The 22133-nt window shown below is 69.9% G+C and carries 16 protein-coding genes; 13 read left to right on the top strand and 3 right to left on the bottom strand.

The features are described 5' to 3' along the window. Positions 1 to 34 precede the first annotated feature (34 nt). The 11 genes from ACTMS2_RS15125 to ACTMS2_RS15075 all read left to right on the top strand — a co-directional run bounded on the left by ACTMS2_RS15125 (position 35) and on the right by ACTMS2_RS15075 (position 15458). Positions 35 to 1705 (top strand): RICIN domain-containing protein, encoded by a 1671-nt coding sequence (locus ACTMS2_RS15125; protein WP_441175925.1) that lies wholly within the window; start codon positions 35 to 37, stop codon positions 1703 to 1705. Between the two features lie 165 nt (positions 1706 to 1870). Further along, positions 1871 to 3313 (top strand): pectate lyase family protein, encoded by a 1443-nt coding sequence (locus ACTMS2_RS15120; RefSeq protein WP_441175924.1) that lies wholly within the window; start codon positions 1871 to 1873, stop codon positions 3311 to 3313. Positions 3314 to 3571: 258 nt separating this feature from the next. Then, positions 3572 to 5212 (top strand): glycoside hydrolase family 27 protein, encoded by a 1641-nt coding sequence (locus ACTMS2_RS15115; RefSeq protein ID WP_441175923.1) that lies wholly within the window; start codon positions 3572 to 3574, stop codon positions 5210 to 5212. Positions 5213 to 5395: 183 nt separating this feature from the next. Continuing rightward, positions 5396 to 7075 carry a ribulokinase gene (araB, locus tag ACTMS2_RS15110; protein WP_441175922.1) on the top strand — a complete coding sequence of 560 codons (1680 nt, stop codon included), beginning with the start codon at positions 5396 to 5398 and terminating at the stop codon, positions 7073 to 7075. Beyond that, a complete protein-coding gene (locus tag ACTMS2_RS15105; RefSeq protein WP_441175921.1) occupies positions 7072 to 7755 on the top strand; it encodes an L-ribulose-5-phosphate 4-epimerase in 684 nt (227 codons plus the stop codon). The genes araB and ACTMS2_RS15105 overlap by 4 nt, the downstream gene beginning before the upstream one ends. Before the next feature lie 129 nt (positions 7756 to 7884). After that, positions 7885 to 8877, top strand: coding sequence for an ABC transporter substrate-binding protein (locus ACTMS2_RS15100; protein WP_441175920.1), 993 nt, complete (start codon positions 7885 to 7887; stop codon positions 8875 to 8877). Between the two features lie 89 nt (positions 8878 to 8966). Further along, complete coding sequence (locus ACTMS2_RS15095) at positions 8967 to 10508, top strand: sugar ABC transporter ATP-binding protein (RefSeq protein ID WP_441175919.1); 1542 nt, start codon at positions 8967 to 8969, stop codon at positions 10506 to 10508. Continuing rightward, positions 10505 to 11575, top strand: coding sequence for an ABC transporter permease (locus tag ACTMS2_RS15090; RefSeq protein ID WP_441175918.1), 1071 nt, complete (start codon positions 10505 to 10507; stop codon positions 11573 to 11575). Before ACTMS2_RS15095 ends, ACTMS2_RS15090 begins: the two co-directional genes overlap by 4 nt. Further along, positions 11572 to 12564, top strand: a complete 993-nt coding sequence (gene yjfF / locus ACTMS2_RS15085) for a galactofuranose ABC transporter, permease protein YjfF (protein WP_441175917.1) — start codon at positions 11572 to 11574, stop codon at positions 12562 to 12564. Before ACTMS2_RS15090 ends, yjfF begins: the two co-directional genes overlap by 4 nt. A gap of 24 nt (positions 12565 to 12588) precedes the next feature. Then, entirely contained in the window at positions 12589 to 14091 is a 1503-nt protein-coding gene (gene araA, locus ACTMS2_RS15080; RefSeq protein ID WP_441175916.1) for an L-arabinose isomerase, read from the top strand. 380 nt (positions 14092 to 14471) lie between these two features. Further along, positions 14472 to 15458, top strand: coding sequence for a LacI family DNA-binding transcriptional regulator (locus ACTMS2_RS15075; RefSeq protein WP_441175915.1), 987 nt, complete (start codon positions 14472 to 14474; stop codon positions 15456 to 15458). A gap of 72 nt (positions 15459 to 15530) precedes the next feature. Here ACTMS2_RS15075 and ACTMS2_RS15070 read toward each other — a convergent pair whose 3' ends face one another. After that, positions 15531 to 18281, bottom strand: coding sequence for a beta-L-arabinofuranosidase domain-containing protein (locus ACTMS2_RS15070; protein ID WP_441175914.1), 2751 nt, complete (start codon positions 18279 to 18281; stop codon positions 15531 to 15533). A 476-nt stretch (positions 18282 to 18757) separates the two neighbouring features. Here ACTMS2_RS15070 and ACTMS2_RS15065 point away from each other — a divergent pair, with 476 nt between their 5' ends. Further along, the gene (locus tag ACTMS2_RS15065; RefSeq protein ID WP_441175913.1) at positions 18758 to 19354 is read left to right on the top strand and encodes a redoxin domain-containing protein; all 597 of its coding nucleotides are present in this window, start codon (positions 18758 to 18760) and stop codon (positions 19352 to 19354) included. 2 nt (positions 19355 to 19356) lie between these two features. Next, positions 19357 to 20244, top strand: a complete 888-nt coding sequence (locus ACTMS2_RS15060; protein ID WP_441175912.1) for a cytochrome c biogenesis CcdA family protein — start codon at positions 19357 to 19359, stop codon at positions 20242 to 20244. A 135-nt stretch (positions 20245 to 20379) separates the two neighbouring features. Here ACTMS2_RS15060 and ACTMS2_RS15055 read toward each other — a convergent pair whose 3' ends face one another. Together ACTMS2_RS15055 and ACTMS2_RS15050 are read right to left on the bottom strand one after the other, a co-directional pair. Beyond that, positions 20380 to 21399, bottom strand: a complete 1020-nt coding sequence (locus ACTMS2_RS15055) for a sensor histidine kinase (RefSeq protein ID WP_441175911.1) — start codon at positions 21397 to 21399, stop codon at positions 20380 to 20382. Further along, on the bottom strand, positions 21392 to 22126 hold the full coding sequence (locus ACTMS2_RS15050; RefSeq protein WP_441175910.1) for a response regulator transcription factor: 735 nt from the start codon (positions 22124 to 22126) through the stop codon (positions 21392 to 21394). The genes ACTMS2_RS15055 and ACTMS2_RS15050 overlap by 8 nt, the downstream gene beginning before the upstream one ends. Between the last annotated feature and the right edge of the window lie 7 nt (positions 22127 to 22133).

Genomic DNA, 22133 nt, shown 5'->3' with positions numbered 1-22133 from the left:
TCGCCCCGGGCCCTTCTACTACGCAGGAGAAACGATGCCCCTGAAGACCATGAGAATACCGTTCAGCGGCGGATCGATCCGCCGCGGCCGGCGTAGCGGCCTGGCGCTCGCCATGATCACGGCGCTGGCCGGCGCGGCCGGTGTCGCTGTGGTCAGCGCACCGCCGGCGCAGGCGGCAACCATCGACACCAACGCCTACTACGTACTGGTCAACCGACACAGCGGCAAGGTCCTCGACGTCCGGGACACCTCGGCGGAGGACGGCGCCGTGATCCAGCAGTGGTCCCGCAACGACGGCGGATGGCAACAGTTCCAGTTCGTCGCCTCCGGCAGCGGCTACTACCGCCTCAAGGCTCGGCACAGCGGCAAGGTCGTCGACCTCTGGGAGTGGAACGTCGCCGACGGCGCCGAGTACCGTCAGTGGCCGGACCTCAACGCCACCAACCAGCAGTTCCAGGTTCTCGACTCCGACGGCGGTCACGTCCGGCTGATCAACCGCCATTCCGGCAAGGCGCTGGAGGCATGGGAGTGGTCCACCGCCGACGGCGCCAGGATCAGTCAGTACACCGATCTCAACGGTGCGAACCAGCAGTGGCAGATGGTTCGGGTGGGTGACGGGGGCACTCCGACCACGCCGCCACCGGGCACCGGTTGTGGCAGCGGGTCGACCAACGCCGAGGCCGTGCTGAGCGGAAGCACCTGGACGGCCCGTAATGGCTCGTCGACGGTCTATTCGGGTTCGAGCATGCTGTCGGCGATGCAGGCGGCGGTGAACTCGCTGTCGGCGGGCCGGACGTCGAAGCAGCGGGTGGTGGTTCGTGGCTCCGGGTCGATGAGCGCGGGTTCGCGGCTGTCGCTGCCGTCGTACACGACCCTTGCGGTGTGCGGCACGATCAACGTCACCGGGTCAGGTTCGGGCGACCAGGCGCCGGTGTACTCGCGGGGCACCACGGACGTCGAGGTGCAGAACCTGACGCTGACCGGGTCGCCGTTGTACGGGATCTTCATGCGTAACGTGAACAACCTGACCCTGGGCCAGATCGACATTCGGGTCTCCTCGGGTCTGGGAGTGCGCATCGACAACCACGGTGGAGACCGGGCGGTGAAGGTGCGCAACGTCCGCATCGACAACGTGTACGTCTCGGGGACCGGTGCGCACGGAGTGGAGACGTACGGTGTGGACGGTCTGACGGTGGGAACGGTCACGGCGCGGAACACCGGCTACTCCGGCCTGCTGCTCAACGACACGATCAACGCCACGGTCGGCACGGTCGACGCGCAGGGCGCCGGCACCGGAACCGGGTACGCGGCGTTCCGCATGGCCAACCGCAACGGCCGCGTGGGTAGCTCGTACCCGACCAACATCCGGGTCGGCAACGTGATCGCCTCCGGCGGCGGCCGGGGGATCTTCTGCGTGTCCGAGTCCGGGGGCGCGGTCATCGACCGGGTGACGATCTCGAACACGGGAAACAACGCGATCCTCGTGGAGAACTGCTACAACGTCACCATCGCCGGGGTGTCCGGGACGGTGACCGGCGGCGGCGAGGTGAGGATCTCCTCGCGCACGGAGTTCCCGATCTCCTCCGGCATCCGGTTCCAGAACCTGACGGTCAGCGGCACCAACATCACCCAGAGTCCCTGCGGCGGGGCGAACAACACGATCAGCAATGTCACCAGGATCAACTCGACGTTGAACTGGTGCTGAGCTCTGGTGCGCCGCGCCGGCTCGATTCGGCCCGTGCCACCTTCAGGAGTCCCTCTCTCGGGTCCCGCACGGGACCGGCCCGCACCGATGCGAGAAAGGGCGTTCGCCGCACCCCCAGCGCTCACCGTGACACCGTTCACCACCGTCGAGAAGAGGCAGGTTCTTGTGACGAACACTCTCACCAGTCCCGCTGACGAGCGCCTGCGGCGCCGCTGGCGGTCCCTGATCGCTGCCGCCGGTGCCCTCGTCGTCGGCGTAGTTGGCGCGGTGATCGCGTCGCCTCCGGCCCAGGCCGCGGTCATCGACACCAACGCCTACTACGTGCTGGTCAATCGGCACAGCGGCAAGGTTCTCGATGTCGCCGACACGTCGACCGCCGACGGCGCGTCGATCCAGCAGTGGTCCCGCAACGACGGTGCCTGGCAGCAGTTCCGGTTCGTCAGTTCCGGCAGCGGCTACTACCGGTTGCAGGCCCGGCACAGCGGAAAAGCGATCGATCTGTGGGAATGGAACACCGCTGACGGCGCGGAGTACCGGCAGTGGCCCGATCTCAACGCGACCAACCAGCAGTTCCAGGTCCTCGACTCGGACAGCGGCTACGTCCGGCTGATCAACCGGCACTCCAACAAGGCCCTGGAGGTGTGGGAGTGGTCCACCGCCGACGGCGGACGGATCTCCCAGTACGCCGACCTCGGCGGATGGAACCAGCAGTGGCAGCTGGTTCCCATCGGCGGTAGTCCGGGAACGCCACAGACCGGCCTCGTCGGTTGGGCCACCCAGAACGGTGGCACCACCGGCGGCGGTAGCGCCGCGACCACCACGGTGACGAATGCGTCCGCTCTCTCCAGCGCGCTCGGCTCGTCCAGCGCTGCGGTCATCCGCGTGTCCGGCACGATCTCCTGCTCCGGCATGCTGCGGGTCCGGTCCAACAAGACGATTCTCGGCAATGCCGGAGCGACCATCTCCGGCTGCGGTTTCACCGTCAACGGGGACCGCAACGTCATCATCCGCAACCTGAACTTCCGCAACTGGAGCGACGACGCGATCAACGTCGAACAGTCGGCCACCAACATCTGGGTCGACCACAACAGCTTCACCGGCGGCTACGACGGCGCAGTCGACATCAAGCGCGGATCCGACTTCGTCACCGTCTCCTGGAACCGGGTCCACGGTCATGACAAGTCGATGCTGCTCGGCCACAGTGACAGCAACGCCAGCCAGGATGTCGGACGCCTACGGGTCACCTACCACCACAACTGGTTCGACGGCTCCAACCAGCGCCACCCACGGGTCCGCTTCGGCAACCCGGTCCACGTCTACAACAACCTGTACAGCAACGTCGGCGGCTATGGCGTCGCATCGACGATGAATGCCGGGGTGCTCGTCGAGGGCAACTACTTCGAGAACACGGCTGATCCCTACCATCTGGGCGAGGGCTCGTCCGGTCCCGGATCCCTGGTCGCCCGCAACAACTGCTTCGTCAACTCGGGTGGTGGGCAGACCGGCGGCAGCGTTGCCACCATCCCGTACCCGTACCAGCTCGACACCGCCTGCAACGTGAAGTCCATCGTCACGGCGGGCGCCGGGGCCGGTCGGATCAGCGTCTGATCCGGCGCCGCTTCGAACGATCACGGCGCCAGCAGGGCCGGGCCGTTCCGGGGCCTCCGGAGGGTCCGGCCCGGCCGTTGGTGACGGGGAGGGGCGCACGCCGGGACCGTGTCCTGGCGCCGCTGGTGGTGGCAGGCCGACGCGCTCGCCCACACAGGCCCGTCGACGTGAACGCCAGTGGGAGCGGCCGGCAGGACACCACCTCCCGCGTCTTGTGATCCCCGTCGATCCCGTCCCGACTCCGAAGGCAGGTCCCCCTTGAGAACAGCTACGCGGCCGCCGACGGCCGTCCTGGCCGCTCTTGCCACCGCCCTGGCAGGTGCGATCCTCGTTTCCGTCCCGCCCGCCGCGGCGGCGCCCGGCAGCCCCGCCGTCCGGCCGCCGCTGGGCTGGAACAGCTGGAACACGTTCGGCTGTGACATCAACGAAGCCAGGATCCGCGCGGCTGCCGACGCCATGGTCAGCTCCGGCATGCGGGCGGCCGGCTACGAGTACGTCGTCGTCGACGACTGCTGGCAGGCGACGACCCGTGACGCCTCCGGCAACCTCCGCTCCGACCCCGTGCGCTTCCCGTCCGGCATGAGGGCGCTCGGCGACTACATCCACGGCAGAGGGCTGAAGTTCGGCATCTACCAGGCGCCGCGCGAGGAGACCTGCGCGCAGTACTTCAACACCATCGGTGGTGCCACGGGCGCGCTGGGCCACGAGCAGCAGGACGCCAACACGTTCGCCTCGTGGGGCGTCGACTTCCTCAAGTACGACTGGTGTTCACCCTGGGGCACCGTCGACGACCAGGTCGCGAGCTTTTCGAAGATGCGCGACGCACTACGCGCCACGGGGCGGCCGATCGTCTACTCGATCAACCCCAACAGCGCGCACGCCAACACGGGCCCGTCCTACAACTGGGGTTCGGTGGCGGACATGTGGCGCACGACCGAGGACATCACCGACCGGTGGAGCACCGGCTGCCGCGCCGACTGCTTCATGGGAATCACCGAGATTCTCGACGTGCAGGCGCCCCTGCACTCCTGGGCGGGGCCGCAGCACTGGAACGACCCCGACATGCTCGAAGTGGGCGTACGTGGCACGTTCACCCCCACCGAGAACCGGGCGCACTTCAGCATGTGGGCCATCATGGCCGCCCCGCTGATCGCGGGCAACGACATCACCTCGATGTCGTCGGACGTACGCACCGTACTGACGAACCCCGACGTGCTCGCCATCAACCAGGACAGCGGCGGTCGGCAGGCCCGCCGGGTCCGTGACTTCGGCGAGACCGAGGTGTGGGCCAAGGCGCTCAGCGACGGCTCAGGCGCGGTCGCCCTGCTGAACCGCTCGGGCAGCACCGCGACGGTCTCCACCACCGCCACGGAGATCGGCATGGACACGGCAGGTGCCTACAACCTGTTCGACGTCTGGACCAAGGCAACCCGGAACACCACCGGTGTGATCAGCGCAGCCGTCCCGCCGCATGGCGCGGTCGTGTACCGGGTCCGGTCCGGCTCCACGACCCCCGTCACGACCTTCAGCCTGCGCGGAGCCGGATCGGGTCGTTGCCTGGATGTGCTCGGCGGTGTGCCGAACGACGGCACGCAGGCGGTCATCTGGGACTGCAACGGTGGCGTCACCCAGATCATCACCGCTACTGCCGGTCAGTTGCGGATCGGCGGCAGATGCCTCGACGCCGAGAACAACGGCACCGCGGACCGTACCAGGGTGATCCTCTGGGCCTGCGGCACCGGCGCGAACCAACAGTGGACGATGCAGGCCGATGGCACCGTCCGTGGCGTCCAGTCGGGCAAGTGTCTCGATGTCAGCGAGGCCAGCACCGCCAACAACGCTCCGCTGATCCTGTGGACCTGCACCGGCGCGGCGAACCAACGGTGGACCCGCATCTGAACGCGACGGACGGGACCGGCGCATCGGAACGACGATGGCGCCGAAGCCGCAGGGCGGGGTGACGTCCCGATCAGGGAAGAACGCTCTGCTCGTCGCTTCCGTTACGGAGCTGTTGCGGCCTAATGTCTTGACGGCGCTGTATGTGAGCGTTAACACTATGCCGGTCATCGATCGGAGGTGGTCATGAGCAGTGCGGATGGTGGGGACGAGCGGTACGTGGTCGGAGTCGACTACGGCACGCTCTCCGGGCGGGCTCTCGTGGTGCGGGTTCGTGATGGCGCGGAGGTCGGGAGCGCGGTGCACGAGTACCGCCACGGCGTGATCGACTCCGTGCTCCCCGACGGCGGCCCTGCGCTGCCCCCTGACTGGGCGCTGCAGGACCCGGAGGACTACCGCGACGTCCTGCGGTACGCCGTCCCCGCCGCGCTGGCCGACGCCGACGTGGACCGGTCCCAGGTCATCGGCATCGGCACCGACTTCACCGCCTGCACGGTGCTGCCGACGCTCGCCGACGGCACCCCGCTGTGTGAGGTCCCGGAGTTGCGGCACCGTCCGCACGCCTGGGTGAAGCTGTGGAAGCATCACGCGGCCCAGTCGCACGCCGACCGCATCAACGCGCTGGCCCACGAGCGGAACGAGCCGTGGATCGGTCGTTACGGCGGCAAGATCTCCGCCGAGTGGCAGTTCGCCAAGGGCCTGCAGATCCTCGAGGAGGACCCAGAGGTCTACCGGCGCGCCGAGCGCTTCATCGAGGCGGCCGACTGGATCGTGTGGCAGTTGTGCGACGAGGAGACCCGTAACGTCTGCACCGCCGGCTACAAGGGCATCCGGCAGGACGGTCGGTATCCGTCGACGGAATACCTGAGCGCTCTGCATCCGGGCTTCGCCGACTTCGTGACCAAGCTGGACGGGCGACTGCTGCCCCTGGGCGACCGGGCCGGCACCCTCAGCGCCCGCGCCGCCGCCTGGACCGGGCTGCCAGCGGGCATTGCGGTCGCGGTCGGCAACGTCGACGCCCACGTCACCGTGGCCGCCGCCCAGGCACTGGAGCCCGGCCGGCTGGTGGCGATCATGGGCACGTCCACCTGCCACGTCCTCAACGGCACCCACCCGGCCGAGGTGGCGGGGATGTGCGGTGTCGTCGACGGCGGCATCAGCTCCGGCGCGTGGGGCTACGAGGCCGGACAGAGCGGAGTCGGGGACATCTTCGGCTGGTTCGTGGAGCACGCCGCCCCGGCGGGGAGCGCGTCGCACGAGCGCCTCACCGAACTGGCCGCATGCCAGCCGGTCGGCGCGCACGGCCTGATCGCGCTGGATTGGTGGAGCGGCAACCGGTCGCTGCTGGTCAATCACGACCTCAGCGGGCTGGTCGTCGGGCTGACGCTGGCGACCCGGCCGCAGGACGTCTACCGGGCGCTGCTGGAGTCCACGGCCTTCGGCACACGGATGATCATCGAGGCGTTCGTCGAGGCCGGGGTACCGGTCAGTGACCTGGTCGTCGCGGGCGGTCTCACCTCGAACCGGCTGCTCATGCAGATCTACGCCGACGTCACCAACCGTCCGCTGAGCATCATCGGCTCCGCTCAGGGGCCGGCGCTCGGCTCGGCGATCCACGCGGCGGTCGCCGCCGGGGCGTACCCGGACGTCCACCGCGCCTCGGAGGCGATGGGCCGGGTGGACGAGGGCGTGTACCAGCCGGACCCGGACAACGTGCGGGCGTACGACGCCCTCTACGCCGAGTACCGGGCACTGCACGACCACTTCGGTCGAGGCGGCAACGACGTCATGCTCCGCCTGCGGGCGATTCGGAACGCTGCCGTGGACGCGGCGCCGAGTGAAACGGTTCTGGAGGTGGTCGCATGAACTCCGATGTGGCGCGGCAGGTGAGCACCCTGCGCGAGACGGTAGCCTCTCTGCACGGCGAGCTGACCCGGTACGGCCTGGTGGCCTGGACCGCCGGCAACGTCTCGGCGCGCGTTCCCGGCCAGGATCTCATGGTGATCAAGCCCAGCGGCGTCGACTACGACGCCCTGACGGCGGACACGATGGTCGTCTGCGACCTGAACGGGGCGGTGCTCGACGGGAACGGGTCGCCGTCCAGCGACACGGCCGCGCACGCCTACGTCTACCGGGCCATGCCCGAGGTCGGCGGCGTCGTGCACACCCACAGCAGCTACGCCACCGCCTGGGCGGCCCGGGGTGAGGCGATCCCGTGCTGGCTGACCGCCCAGGCCGACGAGTTCGGCGGGGAGATCCCGGTGGGACCGTTCGCGCTGATCGGTGGGGACGACATCGGCAAGGGGATCGTCAGCACCCTGTCCGGGCACCGCTCGCCCGCGGTGCTCATGCGTAACCACGGTGTCTTCACCATCGGCAGAGACGCCCGCGCGGCGGTCAAGGCCGCGGTGATGTGCGAGGACGTCGCCCGTACCGCGCACCTGGCGAGGGCACTCGGGCAGCCACTGTCGATCGCACAGGCCGACATCAACTCGCTCTACGACCGCTACCAGAACGTCTACGGCCAACGTTCGACCATCGGATGACCGGCCACCCTCGAACGTCCTGACCGGGCACGCTCAGCCGGCACAGCCCCTTCTCGCAACATCCCCACCACCACACCGGACACGGCCTGGCAGGCCGCGTGTCCGGATCACCCATCCCGAGGAGAACCGATGAGAACCTGGAGAACGGCACGTACCGTCATTGCGGTCGCCGCCGCCGTGCTACTCGCGGGCGGCACGGCGGCCTGCGGCAACAGCGACACCGGCGGCGATTCCGCCGCCGACGGCAAGATCACGCTGGGCTTCTCCCAGGTCGGCGCGGAGAGCGGCTGGCGCACGGCGAACACCATCTCGATCAAGGAGGCGGCGGCGGCAGCGGGCGTCGAGCTGAAGTTCGACGACGCCCAGCAGAAGCAGGAAAACCAGATCAAGGCGATCCGCAACTACATCCAGCAGAAGGTCGACGTGATCGCCTTCTCGCCGGTGGTGGAGTCCGGCTGGGACACCGTGCTCAAGGAAGCGAAGGACGCCGGCATCCCGGTGATCCTGACCGACCGCGCCGTCGACTCGGCGGACAAGTCCCTCTACAAGACCTTCCTCGGTTCGGACTTCGTCAAGGAGGGGCGCCTGGCCGGGGAGTGGCTGGTGGAGAACAAGAAGGCCGCCGCCGGGCCGGTCACCATCGTCGAGTTGCAGGGCAGCACCGGATCGGCGCCGGCCAACGACCGCAAGAAGGGCTTCGCCGAGGCGATCGCCGCCAACCCGAACCTGAAGATCGTCGCCTCCCAGTCGGGTGACTTCACCCGGGCCGGGGGCAAGCAGGTCATGGAGCAGTTCCTCAAGGCCAACCCGAAGATCGACGTGTTGTTCGCGCACAACGACGACATGGGTCTGGGCGCGCTGGAGGCGATCACCGCCGCCGGCAAGACGCCCGGCAAGGACATCACCATCATCACCATCGACGCGGTGAAGGACGGCATGCAGGCCCTCGCCGACGGCAAGTTCAACTTCATCGCGGAGTGCAGCCCGCTGCTCGGCCCGCAGCTGATGGACCTGGCGAAGAAGGTCCACGCCGGCGAGGAGGTGCCGCCCCGGATCGAGACCGAGGAGACCACCTTCACCCAGGAGCAGGCCAAGGCGGCCCTGCCCAACCGCAAGTACTGACTGACGTCGGGGTCGCCGTCCGGGGGACGGCGACCCCGACCCGTCGCTCACTGTCGTCTATCGACACTATGCAGAAGAGGTCCGATGGGATGACGGGTAGCCGTCCGGTCCTGACCATGACCGGGATCAGCAAGACCTTCCCCGGGGTACGCGCGCTCGACGATGTCGACTTCCGGCTCTTTCCGGGCGAGGTCCACGCTCTGATGGGCGAGAACGGTGCCGGCAAGTCGACCCTGATCAAGGTGTTGACCGGCGTCCACGGCACCGACGAGGGCACCATCGTCCTCGACGGTCGGCAGGTCGCCTTCCGCGGCCCGATGCAGGCGGCCGCCTCCGGCGTGAGCACCGTCTACCAGGAGGTCAACCTCTGCGCCAACCTGTCCGTGGCGGAGAACATCTTCATCGGCCGGGAACCGCGCCGCCTCGGCGCCATCCGGTGGGGCGAGACGCGACGGCGGGCGCAGACCCTCCTGGCCAGGCTGGAACTCGATATCGACGTCACCGCACAGCTGGGAACGTACTCGCTGGCGGTGCAGCAGATGGTCGCCATCGCCCGGGCGATCGACGTACGGGCCCGGGTGCTGATCCTGGACGAGCCGACGTCCAGCCTGGACGCCGGCGAGGTCGCGCAGTTGTTCCGCATCATGCGGCAGCTGCGCGACGAGGGTATGGCGATCCTCTTCGTCACCCACTTCCTCGACCAGGTGTACGGCATCGCCGACCGCATCACGGTGCTGCGCAACGGCACGCTGGTGGGGGAGTACCGGACCGGGGACCTGCCCCAGTTGAGCCTCGTCGAGAAGATGATCGGCAAGGAGCTCGACGTGCTGGAGCGCCTCGACGAGCAGCAGAAGCGAGCCAGTGCCATCCGGTCCGACGAGGCCCCGCTGGTGGACGCGTCTGCATTGGGTCGTGAGGGTGCGGTCGCCCCGTTCAGCCTGCGGATCCACGCCGGTGAGGTGGTCGGGCTCGCCGGCCTGCTCGGCTCCGGCCGCACGGAGGTGGCACGGCTGCTGTTCGGTGCCGACCGCGCTGACCACGGCAAGGTCGTCATCGACGGTGGCGGGGGTGCCCTGCGGAGCCCGGTCCAGGCCATCGACCGTGGCGTGGGGTTCTGCTCCGAGAACCGCCGCGCGGAGGGCATCGTTCCCGAGCTGTCGGTGCGGGAGAACATGATCCTCGCGATGCAGGCAGCGCGCGGCTGGCTACGGCCGATCCCCCGTCGCCGACAGGACGAGCTCGTCGAGAAGTACATCAGGGCGCTCAGCATCCGGCCGGCGAACCCGGACCTGCCGGTGCGCAACCTCTCCGGCGGCAACCAGCAGAAGGTGCTCCTGGCGCGCTGGCTCATCACCGAGCCGCGCCTGCTGATCCTCGACGAGCCCACGCGCGGGATCGACATCGGCGCGAAGGCCGAGATCCAGAAACTCGTGGTGCAGCTCTCCGACGGCGGCATGGCGGTGCTGTTCATCTCCGCGGAGCTGGAGGAGGTGCTGCGGCTGAGCCACCGCGTCGCCGTGATGCGCGACCGGACCATGGTCGCCCAGCTCGACAACGACGACTCTCTCGACGCCGACCGCGTCATGCGCACCATCGCCAGCGGAACGAGCAGTGAGGAGGTGTACCGATGAACGCCGTCGTCGAGCGCTTCCGTCCGCTGACCGGCCACCGCCTGTTCTGGCCTGCGCTCGTGCTGGTGGTCATGATCCTCGCCAACACGATCTACCGGCCCGGCTTCCTCGCCGTTGAGGTCAAGAACGGCCACCTGTACGGGACCCCGGTCGACATCCTCCGGCTGAGCGCACCGCTGATCCTGGTCGCGTTGGGCATGACCCTCGTCATCGCCACCGGCGGCATCGACCTCTCCGTCGGCTCACTGTCCGCGATCAGCGGCGCCATAGCCTGCCTCTTCATCAGCGAGGCAGCCGACCAGAGCAGCCTGTCGAACGTTCTCACGGCGCTCGCGCTGGCCTTCGGTGCCGCGCTCGTGCTCGGCGCCTGGAACGGGGTGCTGGTCGCCGTCATCGGCATCCAGCCGATCATCGCCACGCTGATCCTGATGGTGGCCGGCCGGGGGCTCGCGCAGTTGGTCACCGAGGGACAGATCATCACGATCAACTCTGGTCCGTACCGCGCGATCGGGCTCGGCCACTTCCTGACCCTCCCGCTGGCCGTCTTCATCGCCCTGGGGGCGGCCCTGCTCATCGCCGCGTTCACCCGCCGTACCGCGCTCGGCCTGATCATCGAGTCCGTCGGCGGCAACGCCGAGGCGAGCCGGCTGGCCGGTATCCGCTCCGGGCGCGTCATCTTCCTCGTGTACGTCGTCAGCGCCGCCTGCGCCGCGATCGCCGGGTTCATGATGACGGCGAACGTGTCCAGCGCCGACGGCAACGCCGTCGGCCTCTGGGTGGAACTCGACGCGATCCTCGCGGTGGTCATCGGCGGCACCTCACTCGCCGGCGGCCGATTCTCCCTCGGCGGCACCATCCTCGGTGCGCTGATCATCCAGACCCTCACCACCTCGGTCTACGCCATGAACATCTCGCCGCAGACGGCCCTGCTGTTCAAGGCGGTCGTCGTCATCGCCGTCTGCCTCATCCAGTCGCCGGCGTTCCGGGCCAGGTTCCGCCGCCGTCGCGGCGCAACCACACCCGGGCCCACGGCGGCGCAGCGGGAGAAGGAGCAGGTGCCGGCATGAGCAGTACGTCGCTGACCACCGGCCGCATCCGGCGGCCCGGGGTGCCCCGGCGGCACGTCCCGGTCCTGGCCACGCTCGCCCTGCTGCTGGTCATGTACGGCGTCGGCGTGTCCCAGTACCGCGCGTTCTCCAACGTCCAGGTCGTCTTCAACGTCTTCATCGACAACGGGTTCCTGCTGGTCGTCGCGGTCGGCATGACCTTCGTGATCCTCACCGGCGGCATCGACCTGTCGGTCGGCTCCGTGGTCGCGATGACCGCGATGGTGTCGGCGTCGCTGCTGCGGGCCGGGCTGCCCGCGGGCCTGGTGCTGGTCATCGCGCTGCTGATCGGCCCGACCCTCGGGTTCCTGATGGGCTGCGCCATCCACTTCTTCGAGATCCAACCGTTCATCGCCACCCTCGCCGGGATGTTCTTCGCCCGGGGCATGTGCACCTTCATCAGTGACGCGTCGATCCCCATCACCGACGGCTTCTGGACTGCCGTGTCGCAGGAGCGCATCGGGGATCCCAGGGGGAACTTCGTGACGATCAGTGTGCTGATCGCGTTCGCGGTGGTGCTCGTGGCCGCCTACGTGCTCACGTACACCCGCTTCGGCCGCAACGTGTACGCGATCGGCGGCAACCCGCAGTCGGCGTTGCTGATGGGCCTGCCGGTGGGGCGTACCCGCATCGCCGTCTACACGGTGAGCGGGTTGTGCTCGGCCGTGGGCGGCATCCTGCTGTCGTTCTACACGCTCTCCGGGGCACCGCTGATCGCCGTCGGCATGGAACTGGACGTGATCGCGGCCGTCGTCATCGGCGGCACCGTGCTCACCGGCGGGTCCGGCTACGTGTTCGGCACGGTGCTCGGCGTGCTGGTGCTCGGCGTGATCCAGACCCTGATCACCTTCGACGGGAGTCTCAACTCCTGGTGGACGAGGATCGTGATCGGTGGCCTGCTCTTCGCCTTCATCCTCCTCCAGCGCCTCATCGGCATCCGCTTCAAGTGAACGCCCCTCTCGGAAGGCAATTGCATGGCATCGCACGCTGAACCCGAGGTCTGGTTCCTCACCGGCAGCCAGGGCCTGTACGGCGAGGACACCCTCCGGCAGGTCGCCGACCAGTCCCGGCAGATCGCCGCGCAGCTCGACGACGCACCGGGGATCCCCGTACGGGTGGTCTGGAAGCCGATCCTGACCTCCAGCACCGACATCCTCGACGCGTGTCGGGACGCCGCCGTGCAGGGCGCGGTCGGGGTGATCGCCTGGATGCACACCTTCTCGCCGGCCAAGATGTGGATCGCCGGTCTGGACGCCCTGCGCACGCCGCTGCTGCACCTGCACACCCAGGCCAACGTCCTGCTGCCCTGGGACGAGATCGACATGGACTTCATGAACCTGAACCAGGCCGCGCACGGCGACCGTGAGTTCGGCTTCATCCAGACCCGCCTCGGTGTGGCCCGCAAGACCGTCGCCGGGCACGTGAGCGATCCCCGGGTGACCGCCCGGATCGGGGCCTGGGCGCGGGCCGCGCTCGGGTACTCGGCGATGCGTTCGCTGCGGCTGGCGCGCTTCGGGGACAACATGCGCGACGTGGCGGTGACCGAGGGCGACAAGGTCGAGGCGGAGCTGCGCTTCGGCGTCTCGGTCAATACCTACGGGGTCAACGACCTCGTCGCGGTCGTCGACCAGGTGGCCGACGCGCGCATCGACGACCTGGTCAAGGAGTACGACGACACCTTCCGGGTCGACCCGCAGCTACGGCCGGGCGGGGCGCGACACGACTCCCTGCGCTACGCCGCGCGGCTGGAGCTGGGCCTGCGCGCGTTCCTGGACGAGGGCGGCTTCCGGGCCTTCACCACGAACTTCGAGGACCTCGGCGGCCTGCGCCAGCTCCCGGGCATCGCCGTGCAGCGACTCATGGCCGACGGCTACGGCTTCGGCGGGGAGGGCGACTGGAAGACCTCGGTGCTCGTGCACTCGCTCAAGTCGATGGCGGTCGGGGTGGCGGGCGGGACGTCCTTCATGGAGGACTACACCTACGACCTGACGCCCGGCGACGAACTGGTGCTCGGCGCCCACATGCTCGAGGTGTGCCCGACGATCGCCGGTGACACCCCGAAGGTCGAGATCCATCCGTTGAGCATCGGCGGGCGCGAGGACCCCGTCCGGTTGGTCTTCGACGCCGCGCCCGGTCCGGCGGTGGTGCTCGGCCTCGCGGACATGGGGGAGCGCTTCCGTCTGGTGGCCAACGAGGTCGACGTGGTGGCGCCGCCGCGTCCGCTACGCCGGCTGCCGGTCGCGCGGGCCGTGTGGCGACCCCGCCCGCACCTGGCCGGCTCGGCGGAGGCCTGGATCACCGCCGGCGCCCCGCACCACACCGTGCTGTCCCAGGCGGTGGGCGTGGAGGAGCTGCACGACCTGGCCGAAATGACACGCACCGAGCTGGTCGTCATCGACGCGCACACCGACACGCGCCGCTTCGCCGACGAGATCCGCTGGAACCAGGCCTACTACCGGCTCGCCCGGGGGTTCTGAGCGCACACACCTCGACGACCCGGGTGGCCCCTCGGCACGGGGGCCACCCGGGCGGGTGCCGGGTGGTGTCCTGCTCCTCTCCGCGTTTCGGCTACCGGCCATCGCCGGGGCGGGCGCGGAGCGTCGGGCGGGCGCTCATGGTGCGTTGATCGCCCTGAGCACACCGCGGCAGTGCCGCGCCGGATCGCCGGGTCAGCCGTTCCCTGGTCAGTGGGACGGCTGGCGTAGACTGTCGGGGTTCCAACCTGGGCCACCGCACACACACGCGCGCGGCGGTCGCGAGGGCGGATTTCGTACCACGAAGGCCGCTCCCGTCGACCTCGACGCGCGATCGCCGACGGGCAGGCGGGGAGAGTGAGGTGGCCGTGCGCGGTCCTGCGATGACGGACGTTGCTCGCCTCGCCGGCGTCTCCCACCAGACGGTGTCCCGGGTGCTCAACGGGCACCCGAACGTGCGTGAGCAGACCCGGCTGCGGGTCCAGGCGGCCATCGCGGAGCTCGGCTACCGACCCAACCGGGCCGCGCGGGCGCTGGTGACCGGTCGGTCCCAGGTGATCGGTGTGGTCGCGCAGAACACCACCCTCTACGGTCCGGCGTCGTTGCTGGCCGCCCTGGAGCAGGCGGCCGCCGAGGCGGGCTTCGCGGTCAGCGTCGGCAGCGTGAGCGACCTGGACCACCGGTCCATCTCCGCGGCGGTGGAGCGGCACCTCGTGCACCGGGTCGCCGGCATCGTGGTGATCGCGCCGGTCGAGTCGGCGGGGGAGGCCCTCGAACGGCTCCCCAAGGACGTTCCGTTGGTCACCGTCGACGGCGACCCGCGCCGTCCGGTGCCCCTGGTGACGGTCGACCAGGTCGCCGGGGCCCGGGCCGCCACGCAGCACCTCCTCGACGCGGGGCACCGGACGGTCTGGCACGTCTCCGGGCCGTCGGACTGGTTCGACAGCGCCGGCCGGATCGAGGGATGGCGGGAGACGCTGCGGGCGGCGGGCGCCGAGGTGCCGCCGCTGCTGCCGGCGGACTGGTCGGCGGCAGCGGGGTACCGGTGCGGACAGATGTTGGCCCGGATGCCGGAGGTCACGGCGGTCTTCACCGCCAACGACCACCTGGCGCTCGGTGTGCTGCGGGCGTTGCACGAGCACGGCCGACGGGTGCCCGACGACATCAGCGTGGTCGGCTTCGACGACGTGCCGGAGGCGGCCTACTTCATCCCGCCGCTGACCACGGTGCGGCCCGACTTCGCCGCCGTCGCCCGGGCGAGCCTGGACCTGCTGCTCGCCCAGATCGAGTCCGGTGTCGTCGGCCCACTGCGACGGACAGTCGCACCGAGCCTGGTCGTGCGCGGCAGCGTCGGCGCCCCCGCGCGCTGACCCGGCCCGGCTCTCACCAACGGGGGCGTCGGCGGCGTGGAGCGGGTCGCGCCCGCCGACCCGCCCGCTCGGTCAGATGAAGCGCCAGCGCCGGTCGGCTGCCCCGCTGTCGTCGGCGAGGACGATCAGGGCGCCCTGGCTGCCGGAGCCGCCGCTGACGCCGAGGACCCGACCGCCGTTGGCGCACTGGATGCGGAAGTAGCCGCTGCCGCCGTAGCGCAACCGCCACCGGTGGTCGGTCGCGCCGTTGTCGGCCCACTGCACGATCCGGGCGCCGGCGGCACTGGAACCGCCTTCGACGCCGAGCACCTTGCCGCTGTGCGAGTTACGCAGGCGCAGATAGCCACCGGTGTCCACGATCGCGGTCCACAGGTGGTCGGCGGTGCCACTGTCGCCCCACTGGAGGACGAGCCCGCCGTCGGCGGTGGACATGTCCCGTACGCCGAGCACGAGCCCGCTGGCGAGGTTCTGGATCCGGCGGGCGCCGTTGGGCACGAACCGCCACTGGTTGTCCGGGCTGCCGTTGTCCCGGTCCTGCACCGCCTGGGCGCCCTGCGCGGTGGCGTCGCCGGCGATGGCGAGCAGCTTGCCGCTGTGCACGTTGCGCACCTTGTGCGTGCCGTCGCCCACGTCGACGGGCGTCCACAGATGGTCGGCGGTGCCGTTGTCGGCCCACTGGAGGATACGGGCGTTGTCGGCGGTGGACATGTTCTCCACCCCGAGCACCTTGCCGCTGTTGACGTTGCGCAGCCGGACCGCCGATCCGTCGACCAGGATCTGCCAGTCGTGGTCGGCGGTGCCGGTGTCGCCCCATTGCAGGGCGAGGCCGCCGTCGGCGGTGGACATGTCCCGGATGCCGAGTACGAGACCGCTGGCCGCGTTGACGAGGCGGAAGCTGGCCTCGCTGCCGCCCCCACCTGCGACGCTCCAGTAGACCGTGTAGTTGTGTCCGTGCGCGTCGTAGAACGGTCCGAGGTTGACCGTGGCGCCGTTGGCCACGGCGGTGAACGCGAGCGCGCTGGTGCTGGTCCGGGTGATCGAGGCGGTGTTCAGCGAGGGCAGCCCACTCAGAGCGGTGTTGCCGTAGTTGCCGGAGAGCACCACCGGCCCGTACGTGATCGCCTGCACTGCGGCGTTGTCGTTGGCGGGGGACAGCACGACCCGCATCGGCAGTTGGACGGTGACCACGTCGCCGGAGGCCCAGGATCGGGTGAGGCTGGCGTAGCTGCCAGGTGTCGTGGCGATGTTCTGCGGCGTGCCGTTGACGCTGACGGTGGCTCCGCTCGTCCACCCGGGGATCCGGATCCGCATCGTCCACGATCCGCCGGCTGTGCCGGTGACGGTCAGGGTGGTGGTGTCGCCAACCGGGTACGAGGTGGTCTGGGTGACGGTGATTCCGCGCTGGGACCAGGTGAGCACAGAAGGCATAAAGAGGTTCACCGTCAGCGTGCTGCCGTTGTGGAAGTAGATCGAGTCCATCAGCGTGGTGTTGGTCTCCAAGCCGGTGCCCTGACAGCACCAGAACGAGTGGTAGTCGGTGCTCCAGGTGCCGCCTCCCCACGCCGGGCCGACACCGCGCCGGCCGCCCGGGCTCAACGGCGTGAAGTAGGTGATGTGCCCGTGGTTGTCGGCCGGGTTCTGCTGCCCGATCATGTGGTTCAGCAGGGCCCGCTCGTAGAAGTCGAAGTAGGCGGCCCGGTTCGGGTCCAGCAGCCACAGCTCCCGGGTGAGCTTCAGCATGTTGTACGTGTTGCAGGCCTCGCAGGTGTCCGAGCGTAGGTATCCGGCGATGGCATGGGGCGCCCGGAAGTGCTCGGCCTGGCTGTTGCCGCCGATCACGTAGCTGTGCGCGTTGACGGTGATGTTCCACGCGTTGCTGGCGATGTCCCGGTAGCGCGTTGTGCCGGTGGCCTTGAACTCGCGGGCGGCGCCGATCCACTTCGGCACCTGCGTGTTGGCGTGCAGGCCGTTGAGCTGGTCGGAGTTGGCGGCGAGGGGGTTGAACACGGCGTCGTGGTCGAACCGCTGGGCGGCGGTGAGCCACCGGACGGTGCCGGTCTGCTGGTAGAGGTCCGTCAGAACGGCGTTCATGCCGCCGAACTCGGTGCCCAGCATGGCCTGCATCTGGGCGGTGGTGAGTCGGGCGGTACGCCAGTCGACCCAGCCGGCCAGCGCCAGCAGCACGTCGCGGGCCTGGGTGTTGCCGATGAGGCGCCAGACGTCGAGCAGCCCTGCGAGGGTCTTGTGAACGCAGTAGTACGGCACATTGCCGTTGCCCAGCGTTCGCGCCTCCAGCGCGGTGAAGTCGGACTCGGGGAATCCGGACAGGTAGCCAGCGTTGAAGCCGGCGGCAGCGTTGTTGGCCTGACACTTCGCCAGTTCGGCCACCATGAGGTTGGCCTTGTCCCGGCAGGTGGTGTCGCCGAGGACCACCCACGCGTGGGCCCACGCGGTCAGGAAGTGTCCCTGCACGTGGGTGCGGAACGGAAACGTCGGGGCGTCCCACCCGCCGGTTGCGGCGGCACCGGCGGTGGAGAGGCGGTGGTTGGCGCGAAAGTTGTACAGAAGCCGGTTGACGTCGACGAAGCGTAGGTAGTTCAGCGTACGGCCCTGGTTCTCCTGCCAGCGGCTCGCGGACAGCCGGACCTGACCCGGCTCGAAAGCGTAGGCGGAGACGCCGATGTCGGACCGGGCCGGGGGCAGGGCGGCGCTGGCCGCACCGCCGCCGCTGACGGCGCCGAGAACGGACCCGCCGGTGCTGGCGACGGCGACCACGCCAGCGGACCTGAGCAGGAGTCGACGGTTGAGGAAGGGAGAGGGCATCACGGCCTCCGGGCGCGGTGGGCGGGTGGTGGTCGGTCCGGCCCACGCGGTCCATCGCTGGACGAGCACCGCCGGGCCGGGTTGGGCGTACGGGGTGGGCGGCGCTGCCCCTGTGGAGGAGGACTCCGTCAGCGCACCCATCGCTGGTGGGAGCGCTGTATCGGGAAGGCGGTGCTGAGCGGGGCGTGCCTGCCCCGGGTCCGGTGGCAGGGTCGGCCAAGAGCCCGATGGATGCGAAGCATGTCGATGTTATCGATAACATTACATGGATCGGCGACATTCGGTCGAGTGCCTTGGTCGGCTTTCGACCGATCAAGGAGGCGCGCCGGATGACGACCGCGATCACCCCGGGGCAGGGCCAGCGGGTGACTACGTGCTGCCGACCAGGCCGGCCGCCTCGACCGGCGACGGCGTCTGACCCGCACGTAAGAAAGCGGTAATGCTGCCCGACCAGGAGGCCGGGCTAGTATCCGCTCATGCCCGGTCCCCGTACCGCATCCCTGCCCGGTGTGGCCGCCTTGACGGCGGTCGTTCTCGCCCTCGCCGCATGCGGCGGCACCGAGCCGCCCGCCGCCCCGGACGGCACGACCGTCGGGCCAAGCGCAGCGGCCCCGCCGACCACTGCGGGCACTGGCGGCCCGGCGGCCAGCGGTGCGACGAACGCCGCAGCCCCGGAGACGATCTCGTTCACCGGCCGGACGATCGATGGCGGGTCCTTCTCGGGTAGCAGCCTCGCCGGCAAGCCTGCGGTGCTGTGGTTCTGGGCGGCCTGGTGTACCCGCTGCCGTGCGGTCGCCGACGAGGTCGCCGCCGTGCAGCGCGAGAACGCCGGCCGGGTCAACGTGGTCGGCGTGGCCGGGCTCGGCAGCGGCGACGAGGCGATGCGACGGTTTGCGAAGGAGACCGGGATCGAGGGCTTCCCCCACCTGGCCGACGACAACGGTCAGGTCTGGCGCCGCTTCGAGGTGACCAGCCAGGAACAGTACGTGCTCATCGACTCAGCCGGCACCGTCGTGCACACCGGACCACTGTCCCCGGCGGACCTGCGCAAGCGGGTCGCCGGGCTGAACTGACCATGCCGGACACGCCATACGGCCTCGCCGTCGGCGCCGGGCTGCTGGCCGCGGTCAACCCGTGCGGCTTCGCACTGCTGCCCGCGTACCTGTCGATGCTGGTGCTGGGCGACGAGCCGTCGGCCGAGCGGGGCCTGCTCGCACCGGTCGGCCGGGCGGTCGCGCTGACCGGCGCGATGACGCTGGGGTTCGTCGCGGTGTTCGGCGCGTTCGGGCTGCTCGCCGCCCCTGCGGCGGACGCGGTCGCCCGTCACCTGCCCTGGGTGTCGATACTGATCGGTCTCGCCCTGGTGGCCGCCGGCTGCTGGTTGCTGGCCGGACGCCAACTGCCGGCCTTCACCCCGAAGGTGACGACCGGACCGGTGGTCCGCCGACGGTTCGGCTCGATGGTGCTGTTCGGCATGGCCTACGCGATCGCCTCGCTCGGCTGCACCATCGGCCCCTTCCTGGCCGTCGTGGTCGCCGGCTTCCGCGCCGGGTCGGCGCTCTCCGGCGTCGGCCTCTTCGTGGCGTACGCGATGGGTATGGGGCTCGCGGTGGGGGCCGCCGCACTGGCCGTCGCGTTGGCCCGCGATTCACTGGTGCGCCGTACCCGTCGGGCCGCACCGCTGCTGGGGCGTGTCGCCGGCCTGCTGCTGATGGTCACCGGTGGATACGTGGCCTGGTACGGCTGGTACGAGGTGCGGGTCTTCACCGGTCGAGGTGACACGGACGACCCGATCATCGACGCGGCCGGCGCCGTTCAGACAGCGCTCAGCGGCTGGCTGGCGGATCTGGGGCCGTGGACCGTCGCCGCGTTGGCGCTGGCGCTGCTCGCCTTGGCCGCTGGCGTGACACTGACGCGCCGGCGCCGGGCACTGGCCCAGCAGGGCCGTCGCCCATCCACCTGAGGGATCGGGACAGCACTGATCGCGCGGCTGCGCGGGCAGAGCACCATCCCCGCGACGTCGCCGTCGCCGTGCGGCTACGACCCACCGCGGCCGGCGGCGTGCCGTGCCGCAAGTGCACACGTCCATTGTCGAGGCTCAGACGGCCGCGAGTCGGACGACAAACCGGCATCCGTCTGCGGTGTTGCTTACCTCGACCCGGCCGCCGTGCGCTTCGACCAGTCCGCGCACGATCGCTAGTCCGAGACCTCCGGACGCGCTGTCACCACCTGAAGCGCGGGGGGTGCGGGCGGGCTCGCCCCGGAATGCGACGTCGAACAGTCGAGGTAGATCGGTAGGGGGGATGCCGCCGCAGGTGTCGGCGACGGACAGCCAGGCGAGGTCCCGGTCGCGGCCGGCCTCGACGACTACGGTGCCGTCCGGTGGCGTGTAGCGCACCGCGTTGAGCAGCAGGTTCGCCACTACCCGGGTCAGCTCTGGTTCACTGGCGGCGACCGTCGGCCAGCCGGACTCCGCGGCGACCAGCTTGATTCGTCGGGCTGCGGCCAGAGGGGCGGTGCTGGCCAGTGCGTCCGAGACCACCTCGCCGAGCGGTACCGCCGCCATGGACAGCCGCAGGGCCCCGGCGTTGATCCGGGACAGTTCGAACAGATCGTCGACGAGCCTGGTCATCCGGTCCGTCTCCAGCCGGATACGCCGGTGGTACTCCTCGACCGTCGCGGGATCACGGACGACGCCGTCCTCGAGCGCCTCCGCCATCGCCCGCAGCCCGGCGAGTGGGGTCCGCAGGTCATGGGAGACCCAGGCGACGAGGTCCCGACGCCCGGCCTCCACCTGCCGCTCCCGTTCGCGGGCCTGGTCGGCCCACACCGCGGCAGTGGCCAACCGGCGGCCGAAGTGCCCGCCGACGCCGAGGCTGACCACCGCCGCCGCGCCAACGGTGATCAACACCACCTCCAGGTCGTGCGGGGACAGGAACATCGCCTCCGCGACCGCCACGACTCCGAGGACAACCGCGACCACCGCCGTGGTGAGCAGCACGCAGAGGTGCACGATGATCGAGCTGCCTCGGAGCAGACGCAGCAGCAGCGCTCCGACGACGCCGGCGGCGAGCGCCGCGCCGAGAGCGATCGCGAAGATCAGTGCCAGATCACGCATCGGCGGGCCCGTACCGGTAGCCGATGCCCCAGACAGTCACGAGCCGTCGGGGGTTGGCAGGGTCGGTCTCGATCTTCTCGCGCAGGCGCCGGACGTGCACGGTCACGGTCGAGTGATCGCCGAAGCTCCAGCCCCAGACCCGCTCGAGTAGTTCGGCTCGGGTGAACACCCGGGCCGGGTGCCGCATCAGGTGGACGAGAAGGTCGAACTCGCGCAGGGTCAGAGCGAGTTCCCTGCCGGCGAGATGGACCGTGCGGGGGCCGGTCTGCACCATCAGGCTGCCGTCGGTGAGAGTCTCTGGCCGCCCGAGGGCCTGCTCACCGCCGGCACGGCGAAGCACCGAACGGACCCGCAGCACCAGCTCCCGCGGCGAGAAGGGTTTGGTCAGGTAGTCGTCCGCACCCAGTTGCAGGCCGAGGATCCGGTCGGCCTCGTCACCAAGCGCGGTGAGCATGATGATCGGTACGCCGTGTGGCCCGGCCCGCAGTTCACGACACACCTGCAGGCCGCTGACCTCGGGCAGCATCAGGTCGAGCACCACCAGGTCTGGCGTCTGCCTGGCGACGGCCGCCAACGCCGCTGCCCCGTCGCCCGCGTGGCTGGCCTGGAAACCGTCGTGCTCCAGATAACGGCAGATCACGTCGCTGACGTTGTGGTCGTCGTCGACCACCAGCACCTGCTTCTTGGCCTGCGGCCCTCGTTCCCGCCATGTCCCGGCCGCATCCATCCGGCCA

Source organism: Micromonospora sp. SD12 (genome assembly GCF_052068495.1).
Taxonomy (GTDB): Bacteria; Actinomycetota; Actinomycetes; order Mycobacteriales; family Micromonosporaceae; genus Micromonospora; species Micromonospora echinofusca.
This window is presented reverse-complemented; position numbering and strand designations above follow the sequence as displayed.

What these genes read in the sequence shown, in the direction of transcription:
- ACTMS2_RS15125 (WP_441175925.1), top strand. Translation starts at nt 35, where the DNA reads ATGCCCCTGAAGACCATGAGAATACCGTTCAGCGGCGGATCGATCCGC.
- araB (WP_441175922.1), top strand. Translation starts at nt 5,396, where the DNA reads ATGAGCAGTGCGGATGGTGGGGACGAGCGGTACGTGGTCGGAGTCGAC.
- ACTMS2_RS15105 (WP_441175921.1), top strand. Translation starts at nt 7,072, where the DNA reads ATGAACTCCGATGTGGCGCGGCAGGTGAGCACCCTGCGCGAGACGGTA.
- ACTMS2_RS15100 (WP_441175920.1), top strand. Translation starts at nt 7,885, where the DNA reads ATGAGAACCTGGAGAACGGCACGTACCGTCATTGCGGTCGCCGCCGCC.
- ACTMS2_RS15095 (WP_441175919.1), top strand. Translation starts at nt 8,967, where the DNA reads ATGACGGGTAGCCGTCCGGTCCTGACCATGACCGGGATCAGCAAGACC.
- ACTMS2_RS15090 (WP_441175918.1), top strand. Translation starts at nt 10,505, where the DNA reads ATGAACGCCGTCGTCGAGCGCTTCCGTCCGCTGACCGGCCACCGCCTG.
- yjfF (WP_441175917.1), top strand. Translation starts at nt 11,572, where the DNA reads ATGAGCAGTACGTCGCTGACCACCGGCCGCATCCGGCGGCCCGGGGTG.
- araA (WP_441175916.1), top strand. Translation starts at nt 12,589, where the DNA reads ATGGCATCGCACGCTGAACCCGAGGTCTGGTTCCTCACCGGCAGCCAG.
- ACTMS2_RS15075 (WP_441175915.1), top strand. Translation starts at nt 14,472, where the DNA reads ATGACGGACGTTGCTCGCCTCGCCGGCGTCTCCCACCAGACGGTGTCC.
- ACTMS2_RS15070 (WP_441175914.1), bottom strand. Translation starts at nt 18,281, where the DNA reads ATGCCCTCTCCCTTCCTCAACCGTCGACTCCTGCTCAGGTCCGCTGGC.
- ACTMS2_RS15065 (WP_441175913.1), top strand. Translation starts at nt 18,758, where the DNA reads ATGCCCGGTCCCCGTACCGCATCCCTGCCCGGTGTGGCCGCCTTGACG.
- ACTMS2_RS15060 (WP_441175912.1), top strand. Translation starts at nt 19,357, where the DNA reads ATGCCGGACACGCCATACGGCCTCGCCGTCGGCGCCGGGCTGCTGGCC.
- ACTMS2_RS15055 (WP_441175911.1), bottom strand. Translation starts at nt 21,399, where the DNA reads ATGCGTGATCTGGCACTGATCTTCGCGATCGCTCTCGGCGCGGCGCTC.
- ACTMS2_RS15050 (WP_441175910.1), bottom strand. Translation starts at nt 22,126, where the DNA reads ATGGATGCGGCCGGGACATGGCGGGAACGAGGGCCGCAGGCCAAGAAG.